Origin of the sequence: Pseudoxanthomonas sp. PXM03, assembly GCF_014852005.1 — a bacterium.
Taxonomy (GTDB): Bacteria; Pseudomonadota; Gammaproteobacteria; order Xanthomonadales; family Xanthomonadaceae; genus Pseudoxanthomonas_A.
The window spans coordinates 1,716,149-1,731,722 of the sequence record NZ_JACVAU010000001.1; the positions used below are offsets into that span (position 1 = coordinate 1,716,149).

Sequence of the window (15,574 nt, forward strand, 5' to 3'; positions counted from 1 at the left end):
ACAGCAGTCCCCACGAAAGACCGATGACCGATTCACTCCGCGACCAGTTGCTGGGCCTGGGCTTCAAGCCCGCACCGAAGCCCGAGCGCAAACCCGACCGTCGGCCTGATCAGCGGCGCGACGCGCAGAAGCCGACCGGCAAGGGTGCCGCGCACCCGAAACCGGGCCACGGCGGCAAGCCGCGCCCGCCGCAGGGTGGAGGCAAGCCCAGGCCCAAGCGCAGCCAGGAAGACATCGACCTCGCCAAGGCCTACGCCATCCGCGCCCAGCGCGAGAAGGACGAGCGCATCGAAGCCGAGCGCGTGAAGCAGGAGGAAGCACGCCTGCGCCGCGAAGCGAGGGCGAAGCTCGATGCGTTCCTGCAGGACAAGGGCCTCAATGACGCGGAAGCCGATATCGCACGCCACTTCCCGTACGGCGGCAAAATCAAGCGCATCTATGTCAATGCAGCGCAATTGAAAGCACTCAATGCGGGCGAACTGGGCGTGGTGCAGCAGAACGGCCGCTACCTGCTGGTCACCGCCGCGGTGCTCGCCGAGGCCGAAGCGATCTTCGCGCCCGCCGTCGCGTTGAAAGTCGATCCGGACGCCCCGGCCGATCAGGACCCCTATGCCGACCCGCAATACCAGGTGCCCGACGACCTGGTGTGGTGACGCGCACTGATCGTCGTCCCCGTCTCTGCCTGCTGCCCGGGCTGGATGGCACCGGTCGGCTCTACACGCCTTTGCTCGATGCATTCCAGGGCGATTACGACGCCGAGGTGCTGGCGTATGACGCAGGATGCTTCAGCGGCTATGCGGCGCTGGCGGAAGCGCTGGGTCCGGCATTGCGGCGGCACACGGATACGGTACTGATCGCCGAGTCGTTCGCGGGTCCCCTGGCCCTGATGCTCGCCCATCGCAACCCAGGTCATGTCAGAGCCGTGGTGCTGGCGGCGAGTTTCGTCCGCGCACCGCTCCCTTTCAGCCTCGCTTGTGCGGCGGTACTGGATCGATTACCGGCCTTGTCGTTGCCCGTGTTCGCACTGGAACGCGTTCTGGCAGGCGGGATGCTGCCGACGCCATTGCGGAGAGAGTTGGATGCCGTCCTTGAGGCAATCCCCATCGACGTGTTGCGCCAACGCGCGCTGGCGGCGCTGCGCGTGGACGTCCGTCGTCAGCTCGCTGCGCTGGACCTTCCGCTGCTCCATCTGCAGGCCCGCCGGGACAGGCTGATAGCAGCAAGGGCAGGTGATGAGATCGTTCGTCTGGCACGCAATGCGCAGCAGGTCGTCATCGACGCACCGCACTTCCTGTTCCAGGTGGCACCGGTCGCGGCGGCAGACGAGATCGGGCGATTCCTGAAGAGCGTATGCATCCTGGAGGGGGCACGCCACGATTCTTAGGCCCAGGTGGATCGATCAGTCGTCGCTCGACTGCGCTGGGGACATTCCGGGCCGGATCAGCCAGTTCCAGACGATGAAGGCGGCGATCAACGCGATCACCGACGACGCAAGGAATGCGGTCTCGCCCCCGAAGCGCCAAAGCTGGCCTGCCAGCAACGCGCCCACCACGCCACCCACGCCGGACGATAGACCATAGAACACGCCCTGGCCATGTCCATTCATGCGGCCCGGGAAGAAGCGCACCAGCAACTGCATGGCGGCCGCGAAGAAGGCGCCGAAGTTGAGCGCATGCGTCAGCTGCGCCAGCACCATCACCGGCGTGTTGTCGGGAAACAGGGCGGTGACCAGCCAGCGCACCGACGCACTGAGCAGCGCGACCATGAGGACGCGACTGGCATCCCAGCGCCGGAAGATGCGGCTGGCCAGGAAGAACACGCCGATCTCGGCCAGTACGCCGACCGTCCACAGTACGCCCTGTGTCGCGGTCGTGTAGCCGTGTTCGGAGAGGTAGATCGAGAAGAACGTGTAGAACGGGCCGAACGAGATCTGGGTAAGGAACGCCGCCACGAAGAACGCGATCACCTGTGGCCTGCGCAATCGCGCGCGGAAGCCGTCCTGCGGATCGATCGGGTGGTGTTCCGGCTCGCGCGCGTAGCGGTTCGACAACGCAGATGCGAAGACGGCCGCCAGCACCGGCAGCATCAACCATGGCAATGCACCCACGCCCAGCCGGCGTGCGTCGATCAGCCAGCCGAACAGCGATACCACCAGAATGAAGCCGATCGAGCCCCAGACGCGGATCAGGCCATAGCGGTCGCTGCGCGCACCGAGATGCGACATCGTGATCGATTCGAACTGCGGCATCACGGCGTTGTAGGCGAAGCAGAAGCCGAGCATCACCACGAACAGGCCTGCGTGTTCCAGGGGCAGCAGGAACAGCGCAAAGCAGCCCAATGCCAGCGCGCAGCCCAGGTGCAGCCAGCGGATGGGATTCGGCGAGCGCGCGGCCAGCGTGGTCCACAGGCTGGGCGAAACGATACGCGTGGCGTACCACAGGCTCATCAGCACACTGATGGCGGCCACGCTGAGGCCGCGCGATTCCAGGTACAGGCTCCAGTACGGTGTGAAGGCGCCGAGTACCGCGTAGTACGAAAAGTAGAAGCTCGACAGGCGGACCGCGGGATACGCGGTCGGCGGGATGGCATCCCTCATGTCGCTGCTCGATATGCGGCGACGGGTGACGTCCGGCCTTCGGCAGCGGGCGAGGGTGGCATGAGGGACGCAGGCACGGGCGGGATGCACATTCTAGCGGAGCGCGCATTGCGCTCCGCTCTGCCGGGCCTCTCGACAGGGGGTGAACGTGCCGCCGTGCGTGATGGCGGTTATTCCGGGTCGTAGTCCAGGTTGGACGCCAGCCATCTTTCCACCTGCGCCAGCTCCACGCCCTTGCGTTTCGCGTAGTCGGCCGCCTGCTCCTTCGATACTCGACCTACGACGAAGTACTGGCTCTGCGGGTGGCTGAAATAGTAACCGGACACCGCCGCCGTCGGCAGCATCGCGAAACTCTCCGTCAGCGACATGCCGGCATTGCCGGGTGCGTCCAGCAGGCGGAACAGGGTGGCTTTCTCGCTGTGTTCCGGGCAGGCGGGATAGCCCGGTGCCGGACGGATCCCGCGGTACTGCTCGGCGATCAAGGCCTCGTTGCCCAATGCTTCGTCGGACGCGAACCCCCAGAACTCCTTGCGCACGCGCTGGTGCAGCCGCTCGGCGAGGGCTTCGGCAAGCCGGTCGGCGAGGGCTTTCAGCAGGATGGCGTTGTAGTCATCGTGGTCGGCCTCGAAGCGGGCGACATGTTCATCGATACCGATGCCGGCGGTGACGGCAAAGGCGCCGATCCAGTCCTGCCTGCCGGAATCCTTCGGTGCGATGAAGTCCGCAAGACAGAAGTCCGGACGCTCGGCAGGCTTGTCCACTTGCTGGCGCAGGAAATACAGGCGCTCGGTGGTACCCGCGTGCTGGAGTTCGACGTCATCGCCGACGCTGTTGGCCGGCCACAGGCCGAATACCGCTTTCGCCGTCAACCATTTCTCGGCAACGATGCGCTTCAGCATTGTCTGCGCGTCCTGGTACAGCTCGCTGGCCTGCGCACCCACCACGTCGTCGGTCAGGATGGCGGGATACTTGCCCGCCAGCTCCCATGCCTGGAAGAAAGGCGTCCAGTCGATGAACTCGACCAGTTCCGCCAGCGGATAATCCTCGAAGACGTGCAGGCCGGGCTGGTTGGGCGCGGGCGGTGAATAGTCGCCCCAACCGCCGTTGAACTTCTGGCCACGCGCCTTTTCCAGCGAGACCAGCCGTTTCGCATCGCCACGGTTGCGGTGGCGTTCGCGGATTTCCGCGTAGTCGGCATCGTTGGCGGCCACGAACGCCGCGCGCATGTCGCGCGAGATCAGCGATTGCGCCACACCCACGGCACGCGAGGCATCCTTCACCCACACGGTGGGCGCATCGTAGTGCGGATCGATCTTCAGCGCAGTGTGTGCACGGGAGGTGGTCGCACCCCCGATCAGCAGGGGCATGGAGAAGCCTTGCCGCTGCATCTCGCGCGCCACGTGGGTCATTTCCTCCAGCGACGGCGTGATCAGACCGGACAGGCCGATCAGGTCCGCGTTCTCGGCCTTTGCGCTGTCCAGGATCTTCTGCGTGGGCACCATCACGCCCAGGTCCACCACGTCGAAGTTGTTGCAGGCCAGCACCACGCCGACGATGTTTTTGCCGATGTCGTGCACGTCGCCCTTGACTGTGGCCATGACGATCTTGCCGTTCGACTTGCCCACGTCGCCGGTGCGCAGCTTTTCGGCTTCGATGTAGGGCAGCAGGTAGGCCACCGCCTTCTTCATCACGCGGGCGGACTTCACCACCTGCGGCAGGAACATCTTGCCGGCGCCGAACAGGTCGCCGACCACGTTCATGCCGTCCATCAGCGGGCCTTCGATCACGTCCAGCGGGCGCGCAGCCTGCGCGCGTGCTTCCTCGGTGTCCTGGTCGACGAAGGCGTCGATGCCGTGCACCAGCGCGTGCGCCAGGCGCTCGCGCACCGGTTTCTCGCGCCAGGCCAGGTTTTCCACCGGCGCTTCGCCTTTCCTGCCCTTGTAGCGCTCGGCGATCTCCAGCAGCCGTTCGGTCGAATCCTTGCGACGGTTGAGGATCACGTCCTCCACGCGTTCGCGGAGCTCGGCGTCGAGGTCGTCGTAGACGGGCAGGCCGCCCGCATTGACGATACCCATGTCCATGCCGGCCTGGATGGCGTGGTACAGGAACACCGAGTGGATCGCCGCACGCACGGGCTCGTTGCCGCGGAACGAGAACGACACGTTCGATACGCCGCCCGAGACATGGCAATGCGGCAGCGTCTGCTTGATGATCCGGGTGGCTTCGATGAAGTCAACGGCGTAGTTGTCGTGTTCCTCGATGCCGGTGGCGACCGCGAAGATGTTGGGGTCGAAGATGATGTCTTCGGGCGGGAAGCCGACTTCCTCGGTCAGGATCCGGTAGGCGCGGGTGCAGATTTCCACCTTGCGCGCGCAGGTGTCGGCCTGGCCGGTTTCGTCGAAGGCCATCACCACGGCGGCCGCGCCATAGCGCAGCACCTTGCGGGCATGCTCGACAAAGGCTTCCTCGCCTTCCTTCAGCGAGATCGAATTGACCACGCTCTTGCCCTGGAGGCACTTCAGGCCCGCTTCGATGACGCTCCACTTGGATGAATCGACCATCACCGGAATGCGGGCGATGTCGGGTTCGGACATGATCAGGTTGAGGAAGCGTGCCATCGCTTTCTCTGAATCGATCAGGCCTTCGTCCATGTTGACGTCGAGGATCTGGGCACCACTGGCGACCTGCTGGCGCGCGACCTCGACCGCTTCCTCGTAGCGCTCTTCCTTGATCAGCTTGCGGAACTGGGCGCTGCCGGTGACGTTGGTGCGCTCGCCCACGTTGACGAACAGCAGGTCCGGGGTGATGACCAGCGGTTCAAGGCCGGACAGGCGGGTGTGGCGGACGCGGGTATTCACGCGGCGGCCTCCAGCAGGGCAGGCAGGCGGCGGGGCGCGACGCCCGCGACGGCGTCGGCGATGGCCCGGATGTGTGCGGGCGTGGTGCCGCAGCAGCCGCCGACGAGATTGAGCAGGCCGGACTGTGCGAACTCCTTCAACGTGGCCGCCATTTCCTCGGGTGTCTCGTCGTACTCGCCGAACGCATTCGGCAAACCGGCGTTGGGGTGTGCGCTGACATACGCGTCGGCGACGGTCGAGAGGGTTTCGACGTGTTCGCGGAGGTCTTTCGCACCCAGCGCGCAGTTGAGCCCGACGGACAGCGGGCGACCATGCGCGACCGACGTGTAGAACGCTTCGGCGGTCTGTCCCGACAGCGTACGGCCGGAGGCGTCGGTGATGGTGCCCGAGATCATCACAGGCAACCGTCCACCGCGCGCATCGAAGACTTCCTCGATGGCGTACAGGGCGGCTTTGGCATTGAGCGTGTCGAAGATGGTTTCTACCATCAACGTGTCGGAGCCTCCATCGATCAGGCCTTCGATGGCCTCGCGATAGGTGGCGCGCAACGCGTCGAAGCTGGTGTTGCGGTAGCCGGGATCGTTCACGTCCGGGCTGATCGAAGCGGTGCGGCTGGTCGGTCCCAGCACGCCGATGACGAAGCGGGGCTTGTCCGGCGTGGTCGCCTCGATGGCGTCGCAGCACTGGCGCGCGACGTGCGCCCCCGCCTTGTTCAACTCGTAGACCAGGTGTTCCAGGTGGTAGTCGGCCTGGCTTATCGAGGTTGCGTTGAATGTGTTGGTTTCGACCAGGTCAGCCCCTGCCTCCAGGTAGGCGCTGTGCACGCCGGCGATGACTTCAGGCCGGGTGAGCAGCAGGAGATCGTTGTTGCCCTTGAGGTCGTGGCCGCAGCCCGCGCCGTGCTCATGCGTGTGCTGCGCATCGCAACCCTCGGCGAAACGGGTACCGCGGTAGTCGGCTTCCTGCAGGCCATGGCGCTGGATCATGGTGCCCATCGCGCCATCGATGATCAGGATGCGTTCTTCCAGCGCCTTGAGCAGCAGGGACACGCGGGCGGGATTCAACCAGGGCAGGACGTTCATGGCTTTACCGCCGTGAGGGAAAGGACTTCGAAATGCGGTGGCCGGCGTTCACGGGTGACGGTTTCCGCATTGGCGATCTCCAGCCCGGCCTTCTCGGCGAACTTGCGGAGCTCCCTGTCCGAGAACCCGAGATTGATGTGCCCGTAGGCTTCCACGACCGAGCGGTGCTCGTGCTTGCCCAGGCTGCTGAGCAGCAGGCGGCCTCCCTTGCGCAGCACGCGTGCGGCCTCGGCCACGGCCTGTGCGGGTTTGCTGGAATAGGTCAACGCATGCATCAGCACGACCAGGTCGAAGCTGCCGTCCTTGAATGGCAGTGCGTGCATGTCGCCTTCGCGCACTTCCACGTTCGGGAAGCGCCGCAGGCGTTCTCCGGCCGCCGCCACCACGCGGGTGCTGGTGTCGATGCAGACGTAGCGGCTCGCATGTGGCGAGAGCAACTCGGCCAGCACGCCGTCGCCGGATGCGATGTCCAGCACGTCGCCGGTCTCGAGCAGCGGCAGGGCGGTCCGGGCCAGGGCCTCCCAGGTGCGGCCGGGCGAATAGTGGCGCTCCATGTCGCCGGCCACGCTGTCGGCCCAGTTCTGGTCGGCGGCACGGTTGGCCAGCACGTTGTCCACGCGCTCGGCGTCCTGGCGCAGCAGCGGATCGTCACTGCCATCGCGCAGGCTGCGCCACAGTTCACGCTGTACCGTGTCCAGGTTGTCTTCGTCGAAGCGGTAGTAGGCCGACACGCCCGCGCGGCGGTCGCGTACCAGCCCGGCCTCCTTCAGTTTTGCCAGGTGGGTGGAGACGCGCGGCTGGGCCAACTGGGTGATCGCCGACAACTCGGCGACGGTCAATTCTTCGCGCGACAGCAGCGCCAGCAGGCGCACGCGGGTGGCGTCGGCAAAGACTTTCAATCGGGTCGACCAGGCCTCCAGATCCATAAATATCTTCCTATCGCGATATAGAGATATTCTGCCCCCGCGGCGGCGCCAAGGTCAACCAGCGGCATACGCCCACGGATGGTCGCGGGTTACAATTGGTATTCAAGTACGTATGCAGAGGGGTACCCGTGGATTTCGCATTCACCGAAGAGCAATTGATGATCCAGGACGTCGCGCGCCGGATCGCCCAGGAAAAGATCGCGCCCAGCGCGGAGCACCACGACAGGACCGGCGAGTTCCCGCTGGACAACATCCGCCTGCTGGGCGAGAACGGCCTGATGGGCATCGAGGTGCCGGCCGAGTACGGCGGGGCGGGCATGGATCCGATCGCCTACGTGCTCGCGATGATCGAGATCGCCGCAGGCGATGCGGCCCATTCGACCATCATGTCGGTCAACAATTCGCTGTTCTGCAACGGCATCCTGAAGTTCGGTACCGAGGAGCAGAAGCAGACCTGCGTGCGCGCCATCGCCGAAGGCCGCGAGATCGGCGCGTTCGCGCTGACCGAACCGCAGTCGGGTTCCGATGCCACCGCGATGCGTTGCCGCGCGGTGAAGCAGGCCGATGGCAGCTTCGTCATCAATGGCAAGAAGAGCTGGATCACCTCCGGCCCCGTGGCCAAGTACATCGTGCTGTTCGCGATGAGCGAACCCGACAAGGGCGCGCGCGGCATCACGGCCTTCCTGATCGATACCGCCAAGGCCGGTTTCCACCGCGGCAAGACCGAGCCCAAGCTCGGCATCCGTGCCTCGGCCACCTGCGAGATCGAGTTCACCGACTACGTGGCCACGGCGGACGATGTGCTGGGCAAGGAAGGCGAGGGCTTCAAGATCGCCATGGGCGTGCTGGATGCCGGCCGCATCGGCATCGCGTCCCAGGCCATCGGCATCGCCCGCGCCGCCTACGAGGCCACCATCGCCTACGTGAAGGAGCGCAAGGCGTTCGGCGCGCCGATCGGCACGTTCCAGATGACCCAGGCCAAGATCGCCGACATGAAGTGCAAGCTGGACGCGGCCACGCTTCTGACGCTGCGCGCGGCGTGGGTGAAGGGCCAGGACCAGCGTTTCAGCAACGAGGCGGCGATCGCCAAGCTGACCGCCTCAGAGGCCGCCATGTGGATTACCCACCAGGCCCTGCAGATCCATGGGGGCATGGGCTATTCCAAGGAAATGCCGATCGAGCGTTACTTCCGCGATGCCAAGATCACCGAGATCTACGAAGGCACCAGCGAGATCCAGCGCCTGGTCATCGCCCGCAATGAGACCGGCCTGCGCTGAATCCAGCGCCTCCGAAAAACGAGCGCCGCCTACGGGCGGCGTTTTTTCGTCCGCAGATCCGTGAGCGAGGCCACATCGCGCCCCCCATCTTTGGTCATGGGACGGGGCGGAGCGGGTTGGGTAGAGTGTCCGAATGCGGGGGTCTGTCCTCCGTATCCTTCCTGGAGACCCCGATGCGCAAAACCCTGATCGCCTGTGCCCTCGCACTTGCCCTGACCGCCTGCGACCGCGCCGCCACGCCGGAGACCGGTGCCGCCGGTACCCCGGCCGTCGCTGCGTCCGCCGCCGACATCGCTGCCGAGAGCCAGCGGCTGAATGCCTGGTTCGAGACGAAGTACGAGGAACAGTTGAAGTTCAGCCCGATCCAGCTGACCTTCCAGGGTCGCAAGGACCTGTACGACCAGGTGGACGACATGTCCGAACAGTCGCAGCGCGATCAGGTGGCCTGGGCCAAGGCCAGCGTCGAGGAGATGGAAAAGACCTTCGACTACGCCAAGCTCGACGACGAAACCAAGTTCTCGTATGACCTGTGGAAGCTGCAGTACGAGAACGCACGTGATGGCCTGCCGTTCCTGCAGGACGGCTACGCCTTCGACCAGATGAACGGTGCGCAGGGCTTTTGGCCAACGTTCCTGATCAGCTTCCACAAGGTGGATGAAGAGGCGGATTACACGGCCTACGTCGCCCGCCTGAAGGCGACCCAGCGTGCCTTCGGACAGTTGCTGGATCGTGCGCGTGCCTCGGCCGGGCAGGACATCCGTCCGCCGAAGTTCGCCTACGAGGGGGTGATCGACCAGGCGAAGAAAGTCATTACCGGTGCGCCGTTCTCGGCCGGCAAGGACTCCGCGATCTGGGCCGACGCGCAGGCCAAGGCCGATGCGCTGGTCAAGGCGGGCAAGATCGATGCCGCCCGCGCCACGGCGCTCAAGGATGAAGCGCGCAAGGCGCTGATGGAGCACTTCAAGCCAGCGTACGAGGGCGTGATCGCGTGGAGTGAGGAAGAGCTGCCGAAGGCCGCCGTCAATGCCACCGGTGTCGGCAGCACGCACAAGAACGGCAAGGCGTATTACGAGTACCAGCTGCGCCAGATGACCACCACCGGGATGACCGCGGACGAGATCCATGCGCTGGGACTGAAGGAAGTGGAGCGCATCAAGGGCGAGATGACGGCGCTGAAGGACAAGGTGGGCTTCAAGGGTGACCTGGATGCCTTCTTCGCCTTCATCGACAGCGATGCGCAGTTCAAGTACCCCAACACCGACGCCGGCCGACAGGCGTACATCGATGACGCCACGGCGGCCATCGACAACATCAAGAAGGTGCTCCCGGACTACTTCGGCCTGCTGCCGAAGGCCGACCTGGTGGTCAAGCGCGTGGAGCCGTTCCGTGAGCAGGACGGTGCCGCCCAGCACTACTACCCGGGTACGCCGGATGGTTCGCGCCCGGGCGTGTACTACGCGCATCTGTCTGACATGGGCGCGATGCCCAAGCCCGAGCTGGAGGTGATCGCCTACCACGAGGGCCTGCCGGGCCACCACATGCAGATCGCCATCGCGCAGGAACTGACCGGCGTGCCGAAGTTCCGCACCCAGTACGGCGTCACCGCGTATGCGGAAGGCTGGGGCCTGTATTCGGAGTGGCTGGCGAAGGAAATGCCGGGAACCTACAAGGACCCGTACTCCGAGTTCGGTCGCTTGAGTTCCGAGATGTGGCGCGCGATCCGCCTGGTGGTGGATACCGGACTGCATGCCAAGGGCTGGACCGAGCAGCAGGCGGTGGAGTACTTCGACGCCAACAGCGCGGTGCCGCGGGCGGCGATCGAGTCCGAGGTGAAGCGCTACCTGATCATGCCGGGGCAGGCCACGGCCTACAAGATCGGCATGATCAAGATCCAGGACCTGCGCAGGAAGGCGGAAACCGAACTCGGCGACACGTTCGACATCAAGGGATTCCACGACACCGTGCTCGGCGGCGGCGCGCTTCCGCTGACGTTGCTGGAGCGTCGCGTTGATCAGTGGATCGCGAAGCAGAAGGCGGCCAAGCCGGCCTGATCATCGATCTCCAGTGATACCGAGAACCCCGGCGTTGCGCCGGGGTTCTTGTTTTCGGACTCAGTGCGCCTTGGTCAGCAGGTCGAGGTTTGCCGGCAGCCACGCATCCAGTGCGGTCGGCGACCGGCCGGTGAGCTGGCGGTAGTCGTCCGTGACCTCGCCGAGATCGCCGGCAGCGGTCGCGGCGTCGAACGAGGCGAACACGTCGGCCAGCACCGGCGGAAAGCCGTGCGCTTTCAGGCCTTCGATCAACTTCTCTGGCGTGATGTCGACGACGGCAAGCGGCTTGCCGGTGAGTGCCGAGGCGCGCGCGGCGACGTCGCGCGCCGACCACGCGTGTTCACCGGTCAAGGTGAGGATCTGGTTCGACGTATCCTCGGATGACAGTGCTACCGCCGCGGCGTGCGCCAGATCTTCGCGCGCGATGTAGGCGATGCGTCCTTCGCCCGCCGCCGTCGCCCACTCTCCGGACGCCAAGGCGCCCGGCAGGGAATAGGCCAGGTTCTCGAAGTACCAGGCGTTGCGCAGTACCGTCCAGCCGAGGGAGGACGCGGACAGTGTCTGCTCGGTGCCCCAGTGGTCGGGCGCGAATGACACGTGCGATGTGGCGGCCGACGGCAGCGAGGTATAGACAACATGCCCGACGCCCACATCCGCGGCGGCCTGCACGGCGGCGCGGTGCTGGGCGAGGCGCTTGCCCGGTTCCATCAAGGCATCGGTGCTGACGAGCAGCAGCCGGTCGGCCCCGGCGAAGGCGGCCGCAAGCGTGGCCGGCTGGTCGAAATCGGCGGCACGCACGGTCACGCCGCGCGCAGCCAGGTCCGCCAGCGATTCCGGAGTGCGACTGGTGACGATGAGCCGGTCGGCAGGAATCTGCAGCGTATCCAGCAGATGGCGGACGACGGCGCTGCCGAGCTGTCCGGAAGCGCCGGTGACCAGCAGGGTGGGGGCGGGGGCGTTCATGACAGGCTCCTGTTTTGGTAACGGAAAGGATGTTGGTTACGATATGGTAGTAAAGGCTGCCGCCCCCACAAGCAGGGAGCCTGAAGTAACCGGGTTACCGGTCAGTAACCATGCCCTGGAGTCGGACCATGACCCTGCATCGCCAATCGCTGATCCTCGTCGAAAACTGCCCTATCCGCGATGTGCTTGATCGGCTGGGCGACCGTTGGACGGTCCTGGTCCTGCACGAGCTGTCGGCGGGGACGCTGCGCTTTTCCGAGATCCGCAAGCGCATCGCCGACATCTCACCGCGCATGCTGGCCCAGACGCTGCGGCATCTGGAACAGGACGGGTTGGTCAGCCGCGAGGTATTCCCGACGGTGCCGCCGCGCGTGGATTACGCGCTGACGTCACTGGGGCTGTCGTTCTTCGAGCGGGTGGAGATGCTGGCGCAGTGGGCCTCCGATCACCATGACGAAGTCCGCGCTGCGCGCAGGGCCTACATCGCGCCGGCGGCCAACGCGCCGAAGTAGATGTTTTGCGGGAGGGGCTCCAGCTCAGAAGGCCGACGCGGCGCGTAGACGGTCGGGGCTGAAGCCCCTCCTACAAGAAAGCCCCGGCATGGCCGGGGCTTTTCTTCATTCCATCGACTGCATGCCTGGTCAATGCCCGTGCGCGGGCTCGCCATCCACCGTTGCCGGAACATCATCCGCATCCTTGCGGTCGTGCGCGTGGTCGCGGGCCAGGTACAGGTAGAACGCGGGCAGCACGAACAGGGTGAACAACGTACCAATGGTCATGCCCGAGGCGATCACCACGCCCATCGAGAAGCGCGACGCCGCACCCGGGCCGCTGGCGATCAGCAGCGGGATCATCGCGAATACCAGCGCGGCGGTGGTCATCAGTACCGGGCGCAGGCGGATGGCGGCTGCTTCCTCGATCGCTTCGCGCTTGGACAGGCCACGCTCGATCTGCAGCTTGTTGGCGAACTCCACGATCAGGATGCCGTGCTTGGAGATCACGCCGACCAGCGTCACCAGGCCCACCTGGGTGTAGATGTTGATGCTCATGCCGGGGAAGGCTTCGATCTGCATCATGCCCAGGATGCCGCTGAGGATCGCCAGCACGTTCACCGTCAACAGCGCGCCGCAGATCGCCATCGGCACGGTCAACAGCATGATCAGCGCATCGCGGAAGCTCTCGAACTGCGCCGCCAGCACCAGGAAAATCACGATCAGCGCCAGTGCCAGCGTGACCAGCATCGCCGCGCCTTCCTGCTTGTACTGTCGCGACTCGCCCGCGTAGTCCACCGAGTATCCCTGTGGCAGCACTTCCTTCGCGGCCTGCTCCAGGATGGCCAGCGCCTCGCCCTTGCTCACGCCGGGGCGCGGGGCGAAGGTGATGGACACCGCGTTGAGCTGCTGGAACCGCTTCAGCGATTGCGGCTGCGCGCTTTCCTTCAGCGTGACCAGCGTCGACAGCGGAATCAGTTCGCCGTCGCGGGTGCGCGTGTAGTAGTTCTCCAGGTCGCTGGCGTTGAGGCGGTCGCTGCGCTGCACCTGCGGGATCACCAGGTACGAGCGGTTCTGCATCGCGAAGCGGTTGGTATAGCCGCCGGACAGCATCGCCGCCATGTCGGCCGCCAGCGTACGCATGTCGATGCCCAGGCTGGCCGCCTTGTCGCGGTCGATGTTGACCTCGATGCGCGGCTTGTCGATCTTCAGGTCCTTGTCCAGGAAGATGAAGCGCTTGCTCTCCATCGCCTTCATCAGGATCTGGTCGGCCAACTCCGCCAACTGGCTCAGGTCGCCCACGCCCCCGATGACGAACTCGCCACCACCACCATCGCCGCCCGCGCTGGGCAGGGAGGGCGGAACCAGGGCGAAGATGTTCAGGCCGCTGACCTGGCTCATCTTGGGCTGCAGTTCCTGCTGCAGCACCGCGTTGGTCGAACGATCACGCTCGCTCCAGGGCTTCAGCACGAATCCGGCCATTGCCATCGGGCTAGCACCGCCGCCGCTGCCGCCGAAGCCGCCGTTGAACAGGAAGTAGTCCTGTACTTCCGGCACGCCCTTGGCGATGGCGGTCACTTCCTCGGTGTAGCGCTCGACATAGTCCAGCGTGGAGTAGGGGTCCGCGCTGGCGACGGAGAAGATGAAGCCTTCGTCCTCCAGCGGCGCCGGCTCCTTGGGCGCGGTCATGTACAGGAACGCACACGACACCAGCACCAGGATGCCGAACACCCCGATCACCGACTTGGTTTCCATCGTGCCGTGCAGGCGGCGCTGGTAACCGGCATTGATCTTCTCGAAGCGCTCGTCCAGCCATTTCTCCAGCTTGCCCTTGCCGCCTTCGCTGTGCGGCTTGAGGATCTTGGCGCACATCATCGGAGTCAGCGTCAGCGCGATGACACCGGACAGCAGCACCGAGCCGGCCAGGGTGAAGGCGAACTCGGTGAACAGCACCCCGGTCATGCCGCCCTGGAAGCCGATCGGCAGGTACACCGCCACCAGCGTGGTGGTCATGGCCACGACCGGCCAGGCCAGCTCGCGTGCGCCCTTGATCGCCGCCTCGTACGGCGACATCCCTTCCTCGATGTGGCGGTGGATGTTCTCCAGCACGATGATCGCGTCATCCACCACGATGCCGATTGCCAGCACCATTGCCAGCAGGGTCAGCAGGTTGATGGTGAAACCCATCAGCAGCATCAGGAACAGCGCGCCAACCAGCGACAGCGGCACCGTCACTGCGGGAATCAGCACGCTGCGCAGCGAGCCCAGGAACAGGAAGATCACCACGATCACGATGATCACCGCCTCCACGATGGTGCTGACGACCTCGTCGATGGCGTCCTGGATCTGCTCGGTGCTGTCGTAGGGGATCGTGGCCTTGATGCCTTCCGGCAGCTGGGGGACGATCTCGTTGTCCCACAGCGTGCGCACGTCCTTGATGACGTCCAGCGAGTTCGCGTCCGGCGACACGAAGATGCCCATGAACGTGGCGGCTTCGCCGTTGATGCGGACCGACGTGCCGTAGCTCTCCGAGCCCAGCTGCACGTCCGCTACGTCGCCCAGGCGGACGATGGCGCCGTTCTGCTCGCGGATGATCAGCTGGCGGAACTCGTCGGCATTGCGCAGGTCGGTGCACGCGGTCATGTCGATGGCGACCATCTGTCCCTTCGTCGAGCCGACCGCGGCCAGCACGTTGTTGGACGACAACGCCGTGGCCACGTCGCTGGCGGTCACCTGCAGGGCCGTCATGCGGTCAGGCTTCAACCATACGCGCATGGCGAACGTGCCGGCGCCGAGGATGTCGGCACGCTGTACACCCGAGACCGTCACCAGCTTGGGCTGCACCACGCGGGTCAGGTAGTCGGTGATCTGGTTGTTGTCCAGGGTCTCGCTGGCGAAGGACACGTACATCGCCGCGATCTGCTGGCCCTGCTGCAGGTCGATCACCGGATCCTCGGATTCCGGCGGCAGCTGGCCGCGCATCTTGTTGACCTTGGCGGCGATCTGCGTGAGCGCCTCGTTCGGGTCCTGGTCCAGCTTGATGTAGGCCTGGATCAGGCTGACACCGGCCGAACTGGTCGAACTCAGGTACTCGATGCCTTCGGCACTCGCCACCTCGCGTTCCAGCGGCGTGGTGATGAATCCCTGGATCAGGTCGGCGTCGGCGCCGTAGTAGGTGGTGCTGATGTTCACCACGGCGTTGCGCAGCTCGGGATACTGGCGCACGTTCAACTCGGTGAACGAGCGCAGGCCGAACAGCAGGATGAACAGGCTGACGACGATCGCCAGCACCGGTTTGTTGATGAAGATGTCGGTGAATTTCATGCCGTC

The 15,574-nt window shown here is 65.3% G+C and carries 11 protein-coding genes; 5 read left to right on the forward strand and 6 right to left on the reverse strand.

Translation table 11 applies throughout. The features are described 5' to 3' along the window. Positions 1 to 23 precede the first annotated feature (23 nt). The gene (locus IB223_RS08090) at positions 24 to 653 is read left to right on the forward strand and encodes a DUF2058 family protein (protein WP_192201072.1); all 630 of its coding nucleotides are present in this window, start codon (positions 24 to 26) and stop codon (positions 651 to 653) included. Next, positions 650 to 1,384 (forward strand): alpha/beta hydrolase, encoded by a 735-nt coding sequence (locus IB223_RS08095; protein ID WP_192201073.1) that lies wholly within the window; start codon positions 650 to 652, stop codon positions 1,382 to 1,384. The genes IB223_RS08090 and IB223_RS08095 overlap by 4 nt, the downstream gene beginning before the upstream one ends. Before the next feature lie 15 nt (positions 1,385 to 1,399). Here IB223_RS08095 and IB223_RS08100 read toward each other — a convergent pair whose 3' ends face one another. The 4 genes from IB223_RS08100 to IB223_RS08115 all read right to left on the reverse strand — a co-directional run bounded on the left by IB223_RS08100 (position 1,400) and on the right by IB223_RS08115 (position 7,462). Continuing rightward, positions 1,400 to 2,596: an MFS transporter gene (locus IB223_RS08100; protein WP_192201074.1), complete on the reverse strand. Its 1,197-nt coding sequence runs from the start codon at positions 2,594 to 2,596 to the stop codon at positions 1,400 to 1,402. A 170-nt stretch (positions 2,597 to 2,766) separates the two neighbouring features. Next, on the reverse strand, positions 2,767 to 5,454 hold the full coding sequence (gene metH, locus IB223_RS08105) for a methionine synthase (RefSeq protein ID WP_192201075.1): 2,688 nt from the start codon (positions 5,452 to 5,454) through the stop codon (positions 2,767 to 2,769). After that, entirely contained in the window at positions 5,451 to 6,536 is a 1,086-nt protein-coding gene (locus IB223_RS08110; protein ID WP_192201076.1) for a homocysteine S-methyltransferase family protein, read from the reverse strand. Before IB223_RS08110 ends, metH begins: the two co-directional genes overlap by 4 nt. Beyond that, positions 6,533 to 7,462 (reverse strand): metalloregulator ArsR/SmtB family transcription factor, encoded by a 930-nt coding sequence (locus IB223_RS08115; protein WP_192201077.1) that lies wholly within the window; start codon positions 7,460 to 7,462, stop codon positions 6,533 to 6,535. Before IB223_RS08115 ends, IB223_RS08110 begins: the two co-directional genes overlap by 4 nt. 128 nt (positions 7,463 to 7,590) lie before the next feature. On the opposite strand from IB223_RS08115, the gene IB223_RS08120 reads away from it, so the two are divergent. After that, positions 7,591 to 8,739 (forward strand): acyl-CoA dehydrogenase family protein, encoded by a 1,149-nt coding sequence (locus IB223_RS08120; protein WP_192201078.1) that lies wholly within the window; start codon positions 7,591 to 7,593, stop codon positions 8,737 to 8,739. A gap of 173 nt (positions 8,740 to 8,912) precedes the next feature. Next, the gene (locus IB223_RS08125) at positions 8,913 to 10,790 is read left to right on the forward strand and encodes a DUF885 domain-containing protein (RefSeq protein WP_192201079.1); all 1,878 of its coding nucleotides are present in this window, start codon (positions 8,913 to 8,915) and stop codon (positions 10,788 to 10,790) included. 60 nt (positions 10,791 to 10,850) lie between these two features. Here IB223_RS08125 and IB223_RS08130 read toward each other — a convergent pair whose 3' ends face one another. After that, a complete protein-coding gene (locus IB223_RS08130) occupies positions 10,851 to 11,753 on the reverse strand; it encodes an SDR family oxidoreductase (RefSeq protein ID WP_192201080.1) in 903 nt (300 codons plus the stop codon). Between the two features lie 128 nt (positions 11,754 to 11,881). Between IB223_RS08130 and IB223_RS08135 the strand changes: the two genes are divergently transcribed. After that, positions 11,882 to 12,265, forward strand: coding sequence for a helix-turn-helix domain-containing protein (locus IB223_RS08135; protein ID WP_142125351.1), 384 nt, complete (start codon positions 11,882 to 11,884; stop codon positions 12,263 to 12,265). Positions 12,266 to 12,394: 129 nt separating this feature from the next. On the opposite strand, the gene IB223_RS08140 is transcribed toward IB223_RS08135, so the two are convergent. After that, positions 12,395 to 15,568: an efflux RND transporter permease subunit gene (locus IB223_RS08140; protein WP_192201081.1), complete on the reverse strand. Its 3,174-nt coding sequence runs from the start codon at positions 15,566 to 15,568 to the stop codon at positions 12,395 to 12,397. Positions 15,569 to 15,574: the final 6 nt, after the last annotated feature.

Coding starts and splice junctions, on each gene's coding strand:
- IB223_RS08090 (WP_192201072.1), top strand. CDS start 24: ATGACCGATTCACTCCGCGACCAGTTGCTGGGCCTGGGCTTCAAGCCC.
- IB223_RS08100 (WP_192201074.1), bottom strand. CDS start 2,596: ATGAGGGATGCCATCCCGCCGACCGCGTATCCCGCGGTCCGCCTGTCG.
- IB223_RS08110 (WP_192201076.1), bottom strand. CDS start 6,536: ATGAACGTCCTGCCCTGGTTGAATCCCGCCCGCGTGTCCCTGCTGCTC.
- IB223_RS08115 (WP_192201077.1), bottom strand. CDS start 7,462: ATGGATCTGGAGGCCTGGTCGACCCGATTGAAAGTCTTTGCCGACGCC.
- IB223_RS08125 (WP_192201079.1), top strand. CDS start 8,913: ATGCGCAAAACCCTGATCGCCTGTGCCCTCGCACTTGCCCTGACCGCC.
- IB223_RS08130 (WP_192201080.1), bottom strand. CDS start 11,753: ATGAACGCCCCCGCCCCCACCCTGCTGGTCACCGGCGCTTCCGGACAG.
- IB223_RS08135 (WP_142125351.1), top strand. CDS start 11,882: ATGACCCTGCATCGCCAATCGCTGATCCTCGTCGAAAACTGCCCTATC.
- IB223_RS08140 (WP_192201081.1), bottom strand. CDS start 15,568: ATGAAATTCACCGACATCTTCATCAACAAACCGGTGCTGGCGATCGTC.